The sequence below is a fragment of the Actinoplanes sp. L3-i22 genome, from assembly GCF_019704555.1.
In the GTDB taxonomy this organism is placed as follows: domain Bacteria; phylum Actinomycetota; class Actinomycetes; order Mycobacteriales; family Micromonosporaceae; genus Actinoplanes.
The window spans coordinates 10,101,812-10,119,724 of record NZ_AP024745.1 but is presented as its reverse complement, the minus strand read 5'-3'; the positions used below and the strand labels follow the sequence as shown (position 1 = coordinate 10,119,724).

The 17,913-nt window shown below is 69.8% G+C and carries 13 protein-coding genes; 11 read left to right on the top strand and 2 right to left on the bottom strand.

Translation table 11 applies throughout. The features are described 5' to 3' along the window. The first annotated feature begins 4 nt into the window (after positions 1-4). The 8 genes from L3i22_RS44900 to L3i22_RS44865 all read left to right on the top strand — a co-directional run bounded on the left by L3i22_RS44900 (position 5) and on the right by L3i22_RS44865 (position 11,170). Complete coding sequence (locus tag L3i22_RS44900; RefSeq protein WP_221323521.1) at positions 5-682, top strand: TetR/AcrR family transcriptional regulator; 678 nt, start codon at positions 5-7, stop codon at positions 680-682. A 302-nt stretch (positions 683-984) separates the two neighbouring features. After that, positions 985-2,304, top strand: coding sequence for an extracellular solute-binding protein (locus L3i22_RS44895; RefSeq protein ID WP_221323520.1), 1,320 nt, complete (start codon positions 985-987; stop codon positions 2,302-2,304). A gap of 18 nt (positions 2,305-2,322) precedes the next feature. Next, positions 2,323-3,255 carry a carbohydrate ABC transporter permease gene (locus L3i22_RS44890; protein ID WP_221323519.1) on the top strand — a complete coding sequence of 311 codons (933 nt, stop codon included), beginning with the start codon at positions 2,323-2,325 and terminating at the stop codon, positions 3,253-3,255. Next, a complete protein-coding gene (locus L3i22_RS44885; protein WP_221323518.1) occupies positions 3,255-4,091 on the top strand; it encodes a carbohydrate ABC transporter permease in 837 nt (278 codons plus the stop codon). The genes L3i22_RS44890 and L3i22_RS44885 overlap by 1 nt, the downstream gene beginning before the upstream one ends. A 19-nt stretch (positions 4,092-4,110) precedes the next feature. Next, entirely contained in the window at positions 4,111-5,358 is a 1,248-nt protein-coding gene (locus L3i22_RS44880; protein WP_221323517.1) for an ABC transporter ATP-binding protein, read from the top strand. A gap of 111 nt (positions 5,359-5,469) precedes the next feature. Next, entirely contained in the window at positions 5,470-7,629 is a 2,160-nt protein-coding gene (locus tag L3i22_RS44875; RefSeq protein ID WP_221323516.1) for a hypothetical protein, read from the top strand. Between the two features lie 55 nt (positions 7,630-7,684). Beyond that, a complete protein-coding gene (locus L3i22_RS44870; protein WP_221323515.1) occupies positions 7,685-8,131 on the top strand; it encodes a hypothetical protein in 447 nt (148 codons plus the stop codon). A 237-nt stretch (positions 8,132-8,368) separates the two neighbouring features. Then, entirely contained in the window at positions 8,369-11,170 is a 2,802-nt protein-coding gene (locus L3i22_RS44865; RefSeq protein ID WP_255657631.1) for a S8 family serine peptidase, read from the top strand. 226 nt (positions 11,171-11,396) lie between these two features. Here the strand turns inward: L3i22_RS44865 and L3i22_RS44860 are convergent, their stop codons facing one another. Beyond that, positions 11,397-12,059, bottom strand: coding sequence for a hypothetical protein (locus L3i22_RS44860; protein WP_221323514.1), 663 nt, complete (start codon positions 12,057-12,059; stop codon positions 11,397-11,399). 163 nt (positions 12,060-12,222) lie between these two features. Between L3i22_RS44860 and L3i22_RS44855 the strand changes: the two genes are divergently transcribed. The 3 genes from L3i22_RS44855 (at position 12,223) to L3i22_RS44845 (ending at position 16,706) form a co-directional block, all read left to right on the top strand. Continuing rightward, positions 12,223-13,428, top strand: coding sequence for a HupE/UreJ family protein (locus L3i22_RS44855; protein WP_255657630.1), 1,206 nt, complete (start codon positions 12,223-12,225; stop codon positions 13,426-13,428). Positions 13,429-13,565: 137 nt separating this feature from the next. Then, entirely contained in the window at positions 13,566-15,527 is a 1,962-nt protein-coding gene (locus L3i22_RS44850; protein WP_221323513.1) for a fibronectin type III domain-containing protein, read from the top strand. A 78-nt stretch (positions 15,528-15,605) separates the two neighbouring features. Then, a complete protein-coding gene (locus L3i22_RS44845; RefSeq protein WP_221323512.1) occupies positions 15,606-16,706 on the top strand; it encodes a WxL protein peptidoglycan domain-containing protein in 1,101 nt (366 codons plus the stop codon). A gap of 226 nt (positions 16,707-16,932) precedes the next feature. On the opposite strand, the gene L3i22_RS44840 is transcribed toward L3i22_RS44845, so the two are convergent. Beyond that, entirely contained in the window at positions 16,933-17,874 is a 942-nt protein-coding gene (locus L3i22_RS44840) for an ABC transporter permease subunit (protein ID WP_221323511.1), read from the bottom strand. Positions 17,875-17,913: the final 39 nt, after the last annotated feature.

The window sequence follows — 17,913 nt, the reverse complement described above, 5'->3', positions numbered from 1 at the left end:
ATCTGTGGTGACCGACGCAAGCGGTTCCGGCCGGCCGAGAGCGAAGGCGAAGCCCGAGGCCGAGCGCCAGCGGCACCCCACCGAGGTCCGGCGCCGGCTGGTGATCGAGTCGGCCCGTGACCTGATCGCCGACAAGGGGCTGTTCAACGTCAAGGTCCGGGACATCTCGGCGGCCTGCTCGGTCTCGCCCGGCACGATCGTCTACCACTTCCGCAGCCTCGACGAGGTGCTCTGGGAGGTGATCAAAGCGGAGACCGCGGACTTCTACGTGCCGTTGCAGGAGAGCGTCCGCGACTCCGACGACCCGGTGGCGCAGCTGTTCACCTTCCTCGCCGGCATGTTCGAGGACAACGCGGACACCCGCCGGCACTGGCTGATCTGGCTGGACTTCTGGGCCGCGGCGTCCCGGGAGGACTCCTACGGCGAATGGATGAACACCCACTACGACGGTTGGCGTGGCGCGCTGCGGGAGATCGCCGAACGCGGCACCGAACTGGGCGTCTTCACCTGCGCCGACCCGGTCGCGTTCGCGATCGAGACGGCGGCGCTGGTCGACGGGCTGGCGGCGCAGTGCTACTCCCGCAAGTCGCGGATCAGCGTCTCCGAGGCGCGGGTCCGCCTGATCGCCGCGGTCGCGTCCCGGTTGAACATCGATCCGCCGTCGTTGAGCGCCCGGCAGTAGGTCCAGGACCCGGGCAGGTGGTCAGGGCCGGTGGCGGGCCCACTTCGCGCATTCCTCGCCGTGGGTGGCCGTGCGGTCGGCGGCGTTGTCGAGGTTCGCACGGGAGCAGGGCCGCCTCGTCGGACCGGTCCGTCGATCTGGTGTGCCAGCGGAAGTAGGCGCACAGACATCGACCCGCGTTTCATTCCTGTGGGATGAGGCGCGGCACGCGCGTCGCGGCACACGATCGGGGACCACCACCGCGACGATGTCGTCGCCAGACGGCGAGATCCCCGGTGCTGAGTTTGTCCGGGGAGGCGCGCGTGGCCGGCCATGCAGTCGATACCCGCGGGGGACGGGGCAGACGCCGTCTCGCCGCGGCAACCGTCCTCGCCCTGGCCGCCGGCCTGCTGACGGCCTGCGGCGACGACAGCGGTGTCCCGGTCATCACCTGGTACATCAACCCCGACAACGGCGGGCAGGGCCGGCTCGCCGAGCGATGCGCGGCCGACGCCGGCGGGTCGTACCGGGTCGACGTCCAGGTGCTGCCGAACGACGCGTCCCAGCAGCGGGAGCAGTTGGTCCGGCGGCTGGCGGCCAAGGACAGTTCGATCGACGTGATGAGTCTCGACCCGCCGTTCGTCGCGGAGTTCGCCAACGCCGGATTCCTGCGGCCGTTCGACCCGGCGGACGCCGCGACGCTGACCAAGGACGTGCTGCGCGGCCCGCTGCAGACCGCGTACTGGAAGGACCAGCTGGTCGCCGCGCCGTTCTGGGCCAACACGCAGCTGCTCTGGTACCGCAAGTCGGTCGCCCGGGCCGCCGGTGTCGATCCGGCCGCGACCAGTTTCACCTGGGACGCGATGATCAGCGCGGCGGTCGGCCAGCACAAGGTGATCGGGGTGCAGGCCAACCGCTACGAGGGCTACATGGTCTGGATCAACGCGCTGGTGGCGTCGGCGGGCGGCGAGATCCTCGGTGACGTGGAGGCCGGCAAGGACGCCAAGCCGCAGATCGCCGGGCCGGCCGGCGACGAGGCGGCCCGGGTGATCGGTGACCTGGCCCGGTCGGCGGCGGCGCCACCGGCCATGTCGACGATGGGCGAGGAGGAGGCCCGCTCGGCCTTCCAGGGCTCGTCCGGCGGCTTCATGGTCAACTGGCCGTACGTGTACAACGCCGCGAAGGAGTCGGTCGCGTCCGGCGGCATCACCCAGGACGTGCTCGACGACATCGGCTGGGCCCGGTACCCGCGGATGGCCGCCGGCCTGCCGAGCAAGCCGCCGCTGGGCGGCATCAACCTGACCGTCGGCGCCTTCACCAAGTACCCCGAACAGGCCCTGGACCTGGTCCGTTGCGTCACCTCGCTGCCGAACACCATCGCGTACATGCTGGACGCCGGCAATCCCGCGGCGCGCGGGGCGGCGTACGACGATCCGGGGGTACGCAAGGCGTACCCGATGGCCGAGGTGATCCGTCAGTCGATCAACGACGCCGGGCCGCGGCCGATCACGCCGTACTACAACGACGTCTCCACCTCGGTGCAGATCACCTGGCACCCGGCCACCGACGTCACCGCGCCCGCGACGCCCGAGGAGTCCGCGACCTTCATGTCCGATGTCCTGCAGGGCAAACGGCTGCTGTGAGCTGAGAGGAGCATCCGCATGGCGCTGACCGAGGTCCGGGTCGCTCCACCGGCACCGGAACCCGCCGAGATCACCGACCGTGCCCGGCGCGAACGGCGGCTGGGGCTGACCCTGTCGGCACCGGCGTTCCTGGTCATGGTGTTCGTGACCGCCTATCCGCTGATCTACGCGGTGGTGCTGTCGCTCTACAACTACCGGCTGACCGACCCGGCCGGGCGCGAGTTCGTCGGGCTGCGCAACTACGGCACCGTGCTGACCGACCCGGTGTGGTGGACCGACTTCGGCACCACGCTGATCATCACGGTGGTCAGCGTCGCGGTCGAACTGGTGCTCGGCTTCGCGTTCGCGTTCGTGATGTACCGGATCGTCCGGGGCCGGTCGCTGGTCCGCACCGGGATCCTGATCCCGTACGGGATCGTCACGGTCGTCTCCGCGTACATCTGGCAGTTCGCCTTCCAGCTGGACTCGGGTTTCGTGAACCAGTGGCTCGGGCTGGGCACCTTCAACTTCTTCGGCCAGCGCTGGTCGGCGCTGTTCGTGATCGTGCTGTCCGAGATCTGGAAGACCACGCCGTTCATCTCGCTGCTGCTGCTCGCCGGGCTGGTGCAGGTGCCGGAGGAGTACCAGGAGGCGGCCCGGGTCGACGGCGCCACCGCGTGGCAGCGGCTCTGGCGGGTGACGCTGCCGAACATGAAGGCGGCCATCATGGTCGCGCTGCTGTTCCGCACGCTGGACGCGTGGCGGATCTTCGACAACCCGTTCATCATGACCCGCGGCGCGAACGACACCGAGACGCTCTCGTTCCTGGCCTACCGGCAGAACGTCACGCTGGTCAACATGGGCGCCGGCTCGGCCGTCTCGGTGCTGCTCTTCCTCACCGTCGTGGTGATCGCGTTCATCTTCGTCAAGGGCTTCCGCACCGATCTCTCCCAGGTTCGAGGTGATCAGTGATGGCGACGGATCGCCGGGTCAGCGGCTGGTGGACCGTCGGGGGTCTGCTGATCCTGGTCTGGGCGCTGTTCCCGCTGCTCTGGATGGTCTCGCTGTCGTTCAAGGACCCGGACACGTTCCGCGGCGGGACGCCGACGTTCTTCCCGAAGACCTGGGTGTGGGACAACTACCGGACGGTCTTCGCCGACTCGCTGTTCACCAGCGCGCTGCGCAACTCGGTCGGGATCGCCCTGATCGCCACCGGGCTCGCGGTGGTGATCGCGATGTTCGCCGCGTACGCGATCGCCCGGATGACGTTCCCCGGCAAGAAGTTCCTGCTCTCGATGGCCCTGGCGATCGCGATGTTCCCGCAGGCCGCGCTCGTCGGCCCGCTCTTCAACATGTGGCGCAACCTGGGCATCTACGACACCTGGATCGGGTTGATCATCCCGTACCTGACGTTCGCCCTGCCGCTGTCGATCTGGACCATGTCGGCGTTCTTCCGGCAGATCCCCTGGGAGATGGAGCAGGCCGCCCAGGTCGACGGGGCCACCGCCTGGCAGGCGTTCCGCAAGGTGATCGTGCCGCTGGCCGCGCCCGGCGTGTTCACCACGGCGATCCTGACGTTCTTCTTCTGCTGGAACGAGTTCCTGCTGGCGATCTCGCTGACCTCGACCGACCGGGCCCGCACGGTGCCGGCCGCGCTGTCGTTCTTCACCGGCGCGTCGCAGTTCGAGTCGCCGATCACGTACATCATGGCCGCCTCGGTGGTCGTGACGATTCCCGTCGTCATCCTGGTGCTGATCTTCCAGCGCCGGATCATGGCCGGCCTCACCGCCGGCGCCGTCAAGGGCTGAACTGGGGGAGGACGAGTTCATGGCCGCCATCACCATGCGGAACATCGTCAAGCGGTACGGCGACGGCTTCCAGGCCGTCGACAACGTCAGCCTGGACATCGCCGACGGCGAGTTCATCATCCTGGTGGGCCCGTCCGGGTGCGGCAAGTCCACCCTGCTCCGCATGATCGTCGGCCTGGAGGACATCACCTCGGGCGACATGATCATCGGCGAGACCCGGGTGAACAAGAAGGCGCCCCGGGACCGCAACCTCGCCATGGTGTTCCAGAACTACGCGCTGTACCCGCACCTGACCGTCTACGAGAACATCGCGTTCCCGCTGCGGCTCCGCAAGGCGCCCGAGGAGGAGGTCCGCGAACAGGTCACCCACGCCGCGTCCCTGCTCCAGCTCACCGAGCACCTGGAACGCCGGCCGGCGAACCTCTCCGGCGGGCAGCGCCAGCGCGTCGCGATGGGCCGGGCGATCGTCCGCAAGGCCGACGCGTTCCTCTTCGACGAGCCGCTGTCGAACCTGGACGCGAAGCTGCGCGGGCAGATGCGCACCGAGATCGCCCGGATGCAGCGCCGGCTGGGCACGACGACGGTCTACGTCACCCACGACCAGACCGAGGCGATGACCCTCGGCGACCGGATCGCGGTGCTGCGCAAGGGCGTCCTGCAGCAGGTCGGCACGGCACACCAGCTGTACGAGGAGCCGGCGAACCTGTTCGTGGCCGGTTTCATCGGGTCGCCGCCGATGAACTTCATGCCCGGGCGGTTCCGGAAGGGCCGGATCGAGACGCCGTTCGGGACGGTCGCCGCGTCCAGCCCGCGGCTGCGGAAGGTCGGCGAACGGGAACTGGTGATCATCGGCCTGCGTCCCGAGCACTTCGAGGACGCCGGCCTGGTGGACAGCCGGGTGCGGGCCCGGGGGCAGGCGTTCACCGCGGAGGTCGACGTCACCGAGTGGCTGGGCAACCAGCTGTACGCGTACGTCCCGTACAGCGCGCCGCCGGAGATCACCCAGCGGCTCGAGGAGCTGGAACGCGAGCTCGACAGCGAGCAGATGCGCACCCAGCTGGTCGTCGCCCTGGACGCCTCCAGCCGGATCCGCTCCGGCACGAAGGCCGACCTGTGGTTCGACCCGGAACGGATGCACGTCTTCGACGCCGCGACCGGCGAGAACCTGACCCGCGACCCGGACCGCAGGTTCGCCGACGACGCGGACGCGCCACCGGCGACCGCCGCCACCGACGCCGCTGCCGACGACACCCCGCCCGCGTCCTGACCCCCGCCGAGCTCATTTTCATATTTATCTAGCTCTATTGCACGCATTCAGGCCCATCGATAGTCTGCCCAGCGGTCACCGACCTCCGGTGACGCACACGGGGGAGGCTTCATGCGTGCTGCCCGAAAGGCGGGGATCCTCGGGTCCGTCGCCGCCCTGGTCTCGACCTTCCTGGTCGCGTCACCCGCGTACGCGGCCGACCTGGACTGGGAGACCGCGGTCAAGAAGATCCCGGCCGCGAAGTACACCCGGGACGCGCCCACCTACGTCCGCGACGCGACCACCCGGGTCGCGCCGTACTTCGACAGCGAGGACACCCGGGAGAAGCTCCAGCCGGTCGTCGACGACCTGGACACCCGGTACTTCGACGGGGCCCGGCTCAAGACCGCGACCGACGCGAAGAAGGCGTTCGGCAACCTCGGCGAGCTGCTGGACGAGCTCGAGGACGACGCCGACGAGAAGCAGCCGTACCTGGACGCGCTGGTCTCGTCGCTGACCGGGGTCCGGCTGCTCGCCGACGCGTCCGTGCAGGACGCCCAGGCGATCGTCGGGCCGTGGACCGTGATCAGCCCGGCGCCGCCGGCGCCCGCCGGTCTCGCCGACGCGCAGGCCGACCTGACGAAGGCGAAGAAGGCGCTCAAGAACGCCGACGAGCAGCTCGGCGAGGCCGACCCGGAGGACGCCACCGAGTACGCCGCGGAGAGCTGGAAGAACGGCTTCGCGGTGCTCGGCCGGTTCGGGATCACCTACGAGGGCGACCACGACGCCGACGGCGTGGTGGACGTGACCGAGCTGCGGTTCGGCTCGAGCCCGCTGGTCGCCGACTCGGACGGCGACGGGCTGACCGACCTCACCGAGATCGAGCAGCTCGCGACGTTCACCCGGCCGAACAACCCGGACTCCGACGGCGACGGCGTGACCGACGGGGCCGAGGACGCCGACGGCGACGGCCTGACCAACCTGCGCGAGCAGGAGCTCGGCACGAAACTGACCGATCCGGACACCGACGGGGACGGGCTGGCCGACGGCGCCGAGGTGGCCCAGGGCCGGAACCCGCTGGTGGCGGACAACCCGCCGCCGCCGGTCAGCGAGCCGACCTCGCCGGTGCCGACCACGCCGACCGACACCGACACCGACGGGGACGGCATCCTCGACGGGACCGAGGTCGACGACACCGGGACCGATCCCGCGAACCCGGACTCCGACGGGGACGGGCTCAGCGACCTGGTGGAGATCAGCGACTACTACACCGATCCGCTGTCGGCCGACACCGACGGGGACGCGATCGCCGACGCCTACGAGGTGGCGCACGCCGAGGACCAGGGACTGGACCCGACGGTCGCCGACGAGCGGGTCAGCAAATGGACGTACGTCAGCGATTTTGTGGTGGGTTTGATCGCCGGTGATTTCAAGCCGAAGGACTCGATGGCGTGGCTGTCGGGCTACCTGTGCTCCGGCGGGCTGAGCCTGATCCCGGTGGTCGGCTGGGTCCTCGGTGGCCTGGCGGACCTGCGGGACACCATCGCCGGTCTGATCAATCAGGACTGGGTCGGCGCCGGGCTGTCGGTGATGGGGCTGGTCCCCTACGTCGGTGACGCGGTCGCGATCCCCGGTAAGGCGGCCAAGTTCGTGGCCAAGTACCTGCACCGGCTGGACAAGGTCGCCACGTTCGTCGCGAAGTACAGCAAGATCTCGGACAGCGTCAAGATCCTCACGCTCAAGACCATCATGGTCGGCCGGTACGGCCGGTTCACCGACGCGGGCTTCGCCGACAACATCATTCTGCGGATGGCGGCCAACGGCAAGAACAGCCTGAACCGGCTGGCCGACGCGCTGACCTCGGCGGTCACGCCGCCGCCCGCCGCGATCCCGTGGATCCGCGGCTGGAAGGCCGGCGAGAAGTACGTCATCGAGGAGATCCTCGGGAACGTCCCCGGCAAGATCGGCAAGGACGCGCGGTTCGAGACCGGCGGGGTGCCGTTCCCGAACGCGGCCCGCGAGCCGGACTTCCTGGAGACCGGGCCGCCGCTCAAGCTGCACGAGGTGAAGACCGGTCGCCCGCACCCGAGCAAGGACAACAAGACCGGCTACCTGAAGCAGTGCGAGCAGGACCGGTGGGCGCTGGACAACGGCAAGGTGGACGACGTTTTGTGGCACTTCCTGCCGGGCGCCGACGGCACCCTGGACATCCCGCAGGACCTGCTCGACTGTCTGCGGACCAAGCGGATCCCGTTCAAGATCTACCCGTCGAACGGCTCGTTCTACCCCTGACCCCGACCGCGGGGCCCGGTGGCGACACCGGGCCCCCTTACCCGATAGTGAGCCGATGAGCTGGTTACGACGTTCGCGTCCGGGCTGGGCGGTCGACGGTGTCGAATCGCGCCCCGGCAGCGAGGGCTGGCACTTCTGGGCAGGCGACGCGCTGGCCGGGCGCCCGGTGGTGGCCGAGGCGCTGGCCCGGCTGCCGCGGGATCCGGCGCTCGCCTACCTGCCGCACTCGCTGGGCCTGAGCACCTCCGACGGCCTGGAGTGGGGGCTGAGCTTCGGCGACGAGGCACTGATCTGGTTCGACCTGTCCAACCCGGGCACCGATGTCTTCGAGGAGACGCTGGCCGCGGCGCCGATCGTCGACTCGGTCGAGCGGGTCGACCGGGAGGCCTTCGTGTTCACCACGACCGAGCTGCTACCCGCGGATGTGGTGCTGGCGCACTGCCTCGACGTCTGCGGCGCGGTCTTCCGCGGGCTCGCCCAGGATCCGCCGGCTCCCGCCTAGGACCCGCCGGCTCGGGGTGGTTTGCCGGGTCTCGCCGCTGGTGGGGATCCGTGATCCGTGGGTGTTCCGGTTCACGGGGCTATGTCCGTACATCATCGGATCTTGATTGTTAAGACCGAGAGTGATCGGCTGTTACACGTTCTGTTGATCTCTGAAGGCAACTAACATTCACGAGCATCGAATCGATGTTCGTCAGTGGGGGATGTCTTGGGAGCTAGAGGACGTGGACTGCGGCGTGTGGTGATCGGATGTGCGGCCGGGATGCTGGTGGTGGGCATCGGGGCGCAGGGAGCCGGCGCGAAGGGACCAGAAGATGTCACTGATCGGGCATATGGGCAGATCGCGGCATTGCAGGACCTGAAGAAGTCACTGTCCGGCGCCGAGCGGAAGCTGGACAGCCGGCTCGCCGTCGAGCTGCGGCAGCGGAGCGGCAAGGTCGCGGCGAGCGCGCTGCCCCGGCTGGGCACCGGCGTCGAGGTCACCAAGTCCGGCACCACCCGGGTCGAGGTGCACGCCGCGAAGATCGGCGACGACCTGCTCGGCCGGCTGCGCAAGGTGGGCGCCGGCATCCGGTACCCGTCCGCGGCGACCGGGACGGTGCTCGTCGAAGCGCCGCTGGGCGCCCTGACCACGATCGCCGGCTGGTCCGACGTGACCGGGGTCAGCATCGCGCACGGCCTGATCAGCGCACACGAGACCGATCTGCGGAGCAGGCCCGCCGCGGAGTCGAAGGAGACCCGGGAGGCCCGGGTCGAGGGCGCGGTGCGGGCCGCCACGGCGAAGATCGCCGCGGTCGCGGCCGACCAGGGCTCGGTCGTCTCCGAGGGCGACCGCACGCACGCCGCCGACACCGCGCGCACCAGATACAAGGTCACCGGCACCGGCGTGAAGGTCTGCGCGCTCTCCGACGGCGTCGACTCGCTCGCCGCGTCCCAGGCCAGCGGCGACCTGCCGGCCGACCTCGACGTGCTCACCGGCCAGGAGGGCGACGGCGACGAGGGCACCGCGATGCTGGAGATCATCCACGACCTGGTGCCGAACGCGAAGCTCGGCTTCGCCACCGCGTTCACCAGCGAGGCGAGCTTCGCGGAGAACATCCGGGCGCTGCGGTTCACCGCCGGCTGCGACATCATCGTGGACGACGTCGTGTACTACCACGAGAGCCCGTTCCAGGACGGCCTGCCCGCGCAGGCGGTCAACGCCGTGATCGCCGACGGCGGCTTCTACTTCAGCTCGGCCGGCAACGAGGGCAACACGCTCGACGGGACCGCCGGCAACTGGGAGGGCGACTTCGCCGCCTCCGGTAGGGGGATCGGCAAGTTCGCCGGCGAGGCGCACGACTTCGACCCGGGCGCCGGCGTGCAGGTCTTCGACCCGCTCTCGCCGGGCAGCGCGAACTGCGTGACCGCGCTCTGGTGGGCGGACCCGCTCGGCGCGTCGGCCAACGACTACGACCTCTACCTGATCGACGCCGCCGGGAACGTCTCCGACTTCTCCCAGGACACCCAGGACGGCAACGACGATCCGTTCGAGATCCTCGCCACCGGAGCCGGGAGCAACCAGAAGCTGGCCGTGGTGAAGTACTCCGGCGCCGACCGGTACTTCCAGCTCAGCGTGTTCCGTGGCCGGTTCGCGGACTCGCCCGACGGGACGCTCAAGGCATTCTCGACGCCCGGCATCACCCGGGGGCACAGCGCCGCCGTGGGCGCGTTCTCGGTCGCCGCGGCGCCGGCCGCCGCGCCGCTGCCGTTCGACCTGGAGGACGGCGACCCGCCGAACCCGGCCGGGCCGTACCCGAACGTCTTCACCAAGCAGACCAAGCCGGAACGGTTCACCTCGGACGGGCCGCGGCGGGTCTTCTTCAACGCCGACGGGACCCCGCTGACCCCCGGGAACTTCAGCTCGACCGGCGGCTCGGTCCGGAACAAGCCGGAGATCACCGCGGCCGACGGGGTGCTGACCTCGATCCCCGACTTCGCGCCGTTCTTCGGTACCTCGGCCGCCGCGCCGCACGCCGCCGCGATCGCCGCGCTCGCGCTCTCCGGCAACCCCGGGATGACCAACGCGGAGATCCGTTCCGCGCTCACCGGGACCGCCCTCGACCTGGCCCCCACCGGCTACGACAACCGCACCGGCAACGGCGTGGTCCGGGCCGACCTGCTGCTGCGCAACACCGGCGCCACCCCGCAGCCGCTGGTCAAAGCGGGCACGCCGACGGTCACCCCGGTCACCGGGGACGGCGACGCCTATCTGGAGCCGGGGGAGAACGCGACGGTCGCGCTTCCGGCGATCAACATCGGCGACGGTACGGCGACCGGGGTCAGCGTGGTCGTCGACGCCGACGACGCGCGGGCGACCGTCACGCCGCACGCCGCGTCGTACGGGAACCTCGCCGCGGGCGCCACGAAGTCGAAGAACTTCACGCTGAAACTGGCCGCCGGATATCCGCTCGGCAAGCCGGTCCGGCTGACCGTGAAGATCTCGTTCGCCGGGTTCCTGTCGCCGACCAGCAGCACCGTGGTGGTGCCGACCGGTCAACCCGCGACGGCCGTGACCGACTTCGCCTATGCCGGGCCGCCGGTCGCGATTCCGGACAACGACCCGACCGGGATCTCGGCCACGGTGGCCGTCAGCGGGGTCGGGTACGCGTCGTCGCTGACCTTCTCGATCGACGGCACGGCGTGCTCGACCGACACGGCTTCGGCTACGGTCGGCCTCGATCACACCTTCGTCGGTGACCTGGTCGGCACGTTGACCGGGCCGGACGGCCGGACCGCGACGCTGTTCGCCCGGACCGGGGGTGGCGGGAACAACCTGTGCCAGGTGGTGTTCGACGATGCCGCGGCTACGCCGTTCAGTTCCGCGTCGTCGGCGAACGCGCCGTTCACGGGCTCGTGGCGGCCGGCGGATCCGTTGGCCGATCTGCGGGTGTCGCCGGTTGACGGGACGTGGACGTTCCACGTGGCTGACCGGGCCGGGTCGGACGTTGGGTCGATCCGGGCGTTCTCGCTGCACGTGGCCGGATTCGAGCCGGCCTAGGTTCTCCCTGCACGTGGCCGGCCGGTTTCGAGCCGGCCTAGGTTCTCCCTGCACGTGGCCGGCCGGTTTCGAGCCGGCCTGGGTTTCTCACCGCATGTGGCCGGCTGGTTTCGAGCCGGCCTGGGTTTCTCACCGCATGTGGCCGGTTTTGCGCCGGCGTAGGAGGGATCGTCCGGTCGGCCTTGCGCCGGCCGGACGGTTGTCCGTCCACATTGTTCTTGCCGAGCTAGCTGAGCCAGACGATGACGCCGGTGACGTTGTGGAGGACGGCGGCGACGCCCGCGCGGATGGCGTTGTCGCAGCGCTCGGCGGTGAACGACGCCGGGTCGTAGCTGGTGGCCGACCCCAGGCCCTCGCCGCGGAACGACGCGCCGGCCCAGTCGGTGGCGGTGACGTTCGCGGTGGGCTCGGCCAGCTCGGCGCCGACGACCAGGAACTGCTGGTCCAGGTGGCTGGCGGTGACCAGGGCCAGCGGGTCGACCAGGGAGTCACCGGCGCTGACGATCAGATCCGGGTTGAGGCCGACCGCCGCACTGATCCCCGGGACCGGATCATGAGCGCTGGCATTGATCGTCCGCAAATCGGCTTTTTCGGCTTCGGCCCATGATTTCACGGCGGTGACCAGCGCCTTTGTCGGCGCGTCGTCGCCGACGGTGAGCAGCACCACCCGGTAGCCGGCGGGCGGGTGCACACCGGACCACGAACCCGGCGCGGGCGTGATCGTGCTCTCCGGCGCGGGGCTGGCCGAGGGCGCCAGGAAACCCGGGGCGAGGGAGCCGATCGGGGTCGGCGCGGCGTGCGGCTCGGACCAGTCGTCGCCGGAGCCGCACCCGGTGATCAGCATGGCGGCCGCGGCGAGAACGGCGACGGCCCGGAACGGGTGGCGCAAGGGGAATCTGCCTCGTGGTGGGGGGTGGTGACGCCCCTTCCTACACCGGATCCGGGCCTTTTCAAGAGGGCGGGAACACCTTGTCGCCAGCGGTTCGCCTACCGTCTTGATCTTGTTCACCGACGGCGTGCACGGTGCTCAGGCCATATCTGAAGGAGCCACCGTGTTGCGCCGTGTCATTGCCGCCGCCGTCCTGGGGGTCGCCGCCACGGCGACCGTCCTCCTGAGTGCCGGGCCGGTGCTCGCCCACGGCTTCAGCTCGACCGTCTACGTCGACGTGACCGCGGGAGACGCGGGTCACGTCCGGACTTCGGTAGAGCTGGAGTACGACCTGTTCATCGTCTCGGCCGCGGACTACGAGAAGGACGACCCGCTGTTCCGGGCCGGCACGGACGCGTTCGAGGCCGAGGACGACGCGGCGATGGGCACGGCGCTGAACGCGCACCGGGACTCCGCGGTCCGCTACGTCACCGAGCGGTTCGGCGTGCGGTCGGCGGGCGTGGACTGCGTGGCGTCGCCGGTGGGGGACTTCACGACGGGCGTGCGGGAGGCCGTCCCGTACGCCACCCTGATCCTGGATTGGACCTGCCCGAAGGCCTCGGACGCGCACGAGGTGCGCAGTGCGCTCTTTCCGGACAGCGAGACCTACATCAAGGGCGCGAAAACCATCGTCACGTACGAACTGGACGGTCGCACCGGTAGTGCCGCGCTCGACACCGGCCAGCCGAGCTTCTCCACCGGGCAGTCGTGGGAGCAGCGGTTCGGTGAGTTCTTCCTGCTCGGCGCGGAGCATCTGCTGACCGGTATCGACCACATCCTGTTCCTGCTGGCGCTGATCGCCGGCTCGCGACGGCTGCGCGAGATCGTGCTGGCCGCCACCGCGTTCACCGCGGCGCACTCGGTCACGTTCATGCTGGCCGCGCTGGGTCTGGTCGACGCACCGGCCGCGGTCGTGGAGCCGATCATCGCGCTGTCCATCGCCGTCGTCGCCGCCTGGCACCTGTGGCGGCTGCGGCAGCACGGCGTTCACGTCGCCGACCTGGAGAGCGGCGGCGGGCACTTCAGCCTCGACCGGGCCGGGTGGATCCGCCTCGGCGTGGTGTTCTGCTTCGGTCTGGTGCACGGTCTCGGCTTCGCCGGGGCACTCGGCATCGACGAGGCGTTCTCCTGGACGTTGCTCTGGTCTCTGCTCGTGTTCAACGTGGGCATCGAGACCGTCCAACTGAGTCTCATCGCTCTGGTCTTTCCGCTGCTCATCGTCCTGCGACGTAGGTCACCCCGGGCCGGCCTGTGGACCACCGGAATCATTTCGGCCGGTGTGTCCGTGATGGGGCTGATCTGGTTCGTGCAGCGGATCACGCAGGGCTGAGGTCTTCCGGTGGGTGCCACCGTCGCTCTTGATCTTGTTAACTCCCGGTTCATCCGGCGAGGCCAGCTTGATCTCGCTTCCCAGAACTTTCTCAGCGGGAAGCCATCTCTCTCATCCGGAACAAGGAACGGACACCGATGAGAACCAATCACTCGAAGCAGGCTTCCGGGCTTGCTCGGAACCGCGTGGCCGCAGGGGCCACCGCGGTCTTCCTCGGCATGGCCGTCGCCCTCGGCAGCGGTCTTGTCACCCCTGCGGTCGCGGCGGACAGCTCCGTCTCCGCGATCATCCTCGGTGTGGGCGCCAACGAGGCGCAGCGCATCGTGACCTGGTACTCCAGCGTGGACACCGCGCAGCAGGTCCAGGTCGCCCCGACCGCCTCCCTGGTCAACGGCGATTTCCCGGCGAACGCCGTGACCTTCGCCGCGGCCGGTGCGGCCAACATCGCCACCAGCGGTGGGTACAACCGGCACGCGACCGTGTCGGGTCTGCAGGAGAACACCGCGTACACGTACCGGGTGGGCGCCGTCGGTGCCTGGTCGTCGACGTACGAGTTCAAGACGCAGAACTTCGAGGGCGACTACGACTTCCTGTTCTACGGCGACCCGCAGATCGGGGCCTCCGGCAACGTGGCGAAGGACCAGGCCGGCTGGGAGGACACGCTGGCCGTGTCGACCACCGCGAACCCCAACGCCGAGCTGCTGGTCTCCGGTGGCGACCAGGTCGAGACCGCGAACACGGAGTCGCAGTGGAACGCCTTCCTGGCGTCCGACAAGCTGCGTCAGTACCCGTGGGCCGCGACCATCGGTAACCACGACGTCGGTGGCAAGGCGTACGAGCAGCACCTGTACACCCCGAACACCGACCGGTCGGCGGCCTACTACGCCGACAGCTCCGGCGCCACCACGTCCGGCGGCGACTACTGGTACATCTACAAGGACACGCTGTTCATCGACCTGAACAGCAACTCCTACGACAGCACCAAGGGTGGCGGCGACGCGGCGCACGTCGCGTACGTGACCGACGTCGTCAACAAGCACGGCGGCGACGCGAAGTGGACCGTGCTGGTCTACCACCACTCGATCTACTCGGCCGCGGCGCACGCCAAGGACGCGGACAACAAGGTTCGCCGGGTGGACTTCCCGACGACCTTCTCGAAGCTCGGTGTCGACCTGGTTCTGCAGGGCCACGACCATGTGTACACCCGCAGCTACCTGATCAAGAACGGCCAGAAGGCCGACCCGACCGAGCAGCCCGGCCAGGCCGACGTGTTCGCCGGCCCCGGCGGTGTGCTGTACGTGACCGCGAACTCGGCCTCGGGTTCCAAGTACTACGACATCACCGCTCCGGACTCCAGCGGCACCAGCGGCGCGGGCAACGGCGCCGACCCGCTGAAGCCGGAGAACTACTGGTACAACTCCGTGCAGAACCAGGAGCACGTGCGGTCGTACGTCAAGGTCCAGGTCCGCAACGACAAGCTGGTCGTCGCGGACGTCCGGAGCGGCACCTGCGCCGCCCCGAACGCCGCGGTGGAGCTGGGCAGCTCGTGCACCAACGGCTCGGACAAGGCCGTGGGCACGGTCGTCGACAAGGTGACGGTGCACCCGTACCACGGTGACAACCAGGACATCCAGGTGAACGTCCCGACGCTGGCGCCGGGCGAGTTCGGCTGGACGATCGACGGTCAGAACGGCCTCGTCGACCTGGGCACCGCCACCGAGGACGCGGCGTACAACCTCTCCGCGGACGGCAAGCTCAACCCGATCAAGGTGACGGACAGCCGGCGCACCCTCTCCCCGTGGTCGATCTCGGCCAACGTGGGCGACTTCAAGGACGCCGACAAGACCATCGCCGGCTCGGCTCTGGGCTGGACGCCGTACCTGGTGTCCTCCGGTGCCGGCGCGAACCCCGGCCCCGCTGTCGCGAACGGTGTCGACAACGGCAAGGGTCTCGCCGAGTCCAGCGTGCTGGGTTCGGCCGCGCAGGGCCACCTCCGTGGCTCGGCGACGCTCGGGGCGTCCCTGAACTTCAAGGTCCCGGACAGCGTCGACAAGGGCAACTACCGCACCACCCTGACGATCACCGCGCTGAGCAGCTGATCGTTCGACCGGAAGTTGGGGCGGGCGCCGCTTTTCGAAGCGGTGCCCGCTCCGCCGTACCCCCTCGAGGAATTTGACATGCGTCTCAGTCTCGCCGGGCGGGCCACCGCTTTCCTGGTAGCCGCGTCCGCGGTCGTCGGCTTCAACGCCACTCCCGCCCTGGCCGAGGGCAACGACGTCACCTGGGCGGTCCGGACCGCCTCCAACACGTACGGCAACGACCGCTCCAGCTTCAGCTACTCCGTGAACCCGGGCGGCTCGGCGGAGGACGGCCTGGTCGTCGCGAACAAGGGGACCACCCCGCTCAAGCTCGAGGTCTACGCCGCGGACGGGCTCACCACCTCGGCCGGGCAGCTCGACCTGCTCGCCCGGGACAAGCAGTCGAAGGGCATCGGCGTCTGGGTCACGGCGGACACCGCCGCGGTCACCGTCCCGGCCGGCAAGGTCGTCGAGGTGCCGTTCAAGGTCACCGTCCCGGCCAACGCGACGCCCGGTGACTACGTCGGCGGCATCGTCACCTCGCTGACCGCGCCCGACGCGACCGCGCAGGTCAACGTCGAGCGCCGCCTCGGCATCAAGATAAAGCTGCGGGTCGGCGGCGACCTCGTGCCCGCGCTCGCCGTCGAGGACCTCAAGGTCGACTGGTCCGGCGCGGCCTTCGCCAAGGGCGACGCGGCGGTCACCTACACGATCCACAACACCGGCAACGCGGTCGAGTCCGCGAAGCAGGCCGTGTCGATCTCCGGCCCGTTCGGCTGGCTGCGCACCGACGCGAGCGCGATCGCCGCGCCCCCGGAGCTGCTGCCCGGCGAGAGCTGGAAGGTGTCCGTGCCGGTGCACGGCGTGGCCCCGGCCGTCCTGCTCACCGCGACCGCCACGCTGACCCCGCTGGTCACCGACGACTCCGGCTCCACGACAGCCCTCGCCACGGTCTCCGCGACCACCCACGTGTGGGCGTTGCCGTGGACGCTGACGGTGCTGCTGATCGTCCTGATCGCGGCCGTGATCGCGCTCATCTGGCTGCTGCGCCGCAACAAGAGGCGCCGCAAGTCCCGCGAGGAGACCCGCATTGCGGAGGCGGTCGAGCAGGCCCTGAAGGAAAAGGCCGAGCAGGCGCCGTCCCCGTCGTCCGATGATTCCCACGACTCCTCCTCCCTCGAATCGGCCGAGAAGGCCTGATCCCCGGCCCGGCCTGATCCCCGGCCCGGCCTGATCCCCGGCCCGGCCTGATCCCCGGCCCGGCCTGATCCCCGGCCCGGCCTGATCCCCGGCCCGGCCTGATCCCCGGCCCGGCCCGGTCCGCGCCTCGTGCGCGGGCCGGGCAACTGCTTTCCTGCGTGTCTTGCGGGCGCGCACTGCTGACGTGCGCGCCCTCGAGTGCGCGTTTCCGGGTGTGCTCTTTCGGTCAGTGCGCCGCCCGACGGATTCGCCACAGGCCGAGCGCCGCCAGCAGCAGCGCCAGGCCCAGATAGAGGCCGGACTCCAGCCATTGGAACGTCCAATAGCGACCCGTCGGCTGATAGTCGACGTCGACGTGCAGGTTCAGCGCGCCCAGGCAGTCCGCCGCCTTGTCGAACGAGCCCGCCACGCACTTGCCGTAGGCGTCCGCCCCGACCCGCAAGCCGTCGGCGGTCCGTAGCTCGCTCGTGCTGATCACCCAGGCGCCGGGCACCTTCAGCCCGGAGATCTCCGGCTGCTGCCCGAGGAAGCTCAGATTCCGCACCACCTCGGCGGTGACCGGCGCGGACATGTGCTCGGCAGGCAACAGGTGGGGGCGGACCAGATTCGGCGTCAGGGTTTGTGTCACCACGAGGACCAGCAGGGTGAGGGCCATGGCAGGAACCGTCCGCCGGATCAGAAGACCGACGACCACCCCCAGGACCAGAGCGAAGATCCCGTACGCCGCGGGCGCGAGATTCCGCGTACCGAAGAAGATCGTGGAAAATCGGTCTCCCGTGAACTGATCGAGCGGACTGGCCGCCCACGTCAGCGACGCGCTCACCAGCGCCCCGGCGACCAGCGCGGCGAACCCGACGAGCAACAGCTTGACGGCCAGCCAGCGGCGTCGGGTGACGCTCTGGTTCCACGCCAGGCGATGCGTGCCGGTCTCCAACTCCCGGGCGACCAGCGGGGCGCCCCAGAACAGCCCGATCAGCGCGGGTGTCAGCAGCGGCACCGCGTCCAGCAGATAGACCCGGCCCTGGAAATGCTCCCGCAGCTCGGCGCCGGAGTAGTCGCCGTCCCGGATCTGCCGGCCGAGCATCACCAGATAGCCCAGGAGGAGGATCAGCGCGACGGCCGCGACGAGGGCCTGGGCGCGGAACTGTCGCCAGCTCAGCCAGATCATCGGATCGCCTCCGCCCGCTTCAGGTGGTCGAGCACCAGG

Coding starts and splice junctions, on each gene's coding strand:
- L3i22_RS44890 (WP_221323519.1), top strand. CDS start 2,323: ATGGCGCTGACCGAGGTCCGGGTCGCTCCACCGGCACCGGAACCCGCC.
- L3i22_RS44885 (WP_221323518.1), top strand. CDS start 3,255: ATGGCGACGGATCGCCGGGTCAGCGGCTGGTGGACCGTCGGGGGTCTG.
- L3i22_RS44880 (WP_221323517.1), top strand. CDS start 4,111: ATGGCCGCCATCACCATGCGGAACATCGTCAAGCGGTACGGCGACGGC.
- L3i22_RS44875 (WP_221323516.1), top strand. CDS start 5,470: ATGCGTGCTGCCCGAAAGGCGGGGATCCTCGGGTCCGTCGCCGCCCTG.
- L3i22_RS44870 (WP_221323515.1), top strand. CDS start 7,685: ATGAGCTGGTTACGACGTTCGCGTCCGGGCTGGGCGGTCGACGGTGTC.
- L3i22_RS44850 (WP_221323513.1), top strand. CDS start 13,566: ATGAGAACCAATCACTCGAAGCAGGCTTCCGGGCTTGCTCGGAACCGC.
- L3i22_RS44845 (WP_221323512.1), top strand. CDS start 15,606: ATGCGTCTCAGTCTCGCCGGGCGGGCCACCGCTTTCCTGGTAGCCGCG.
- L3i22_RS44840 (WP_221323511.1), bottom strand. CDS start 17,874: ATGATCTGGCTGAGCTGGCGACAGTTCCGCGCCCAGGCCCTCGTCGCG.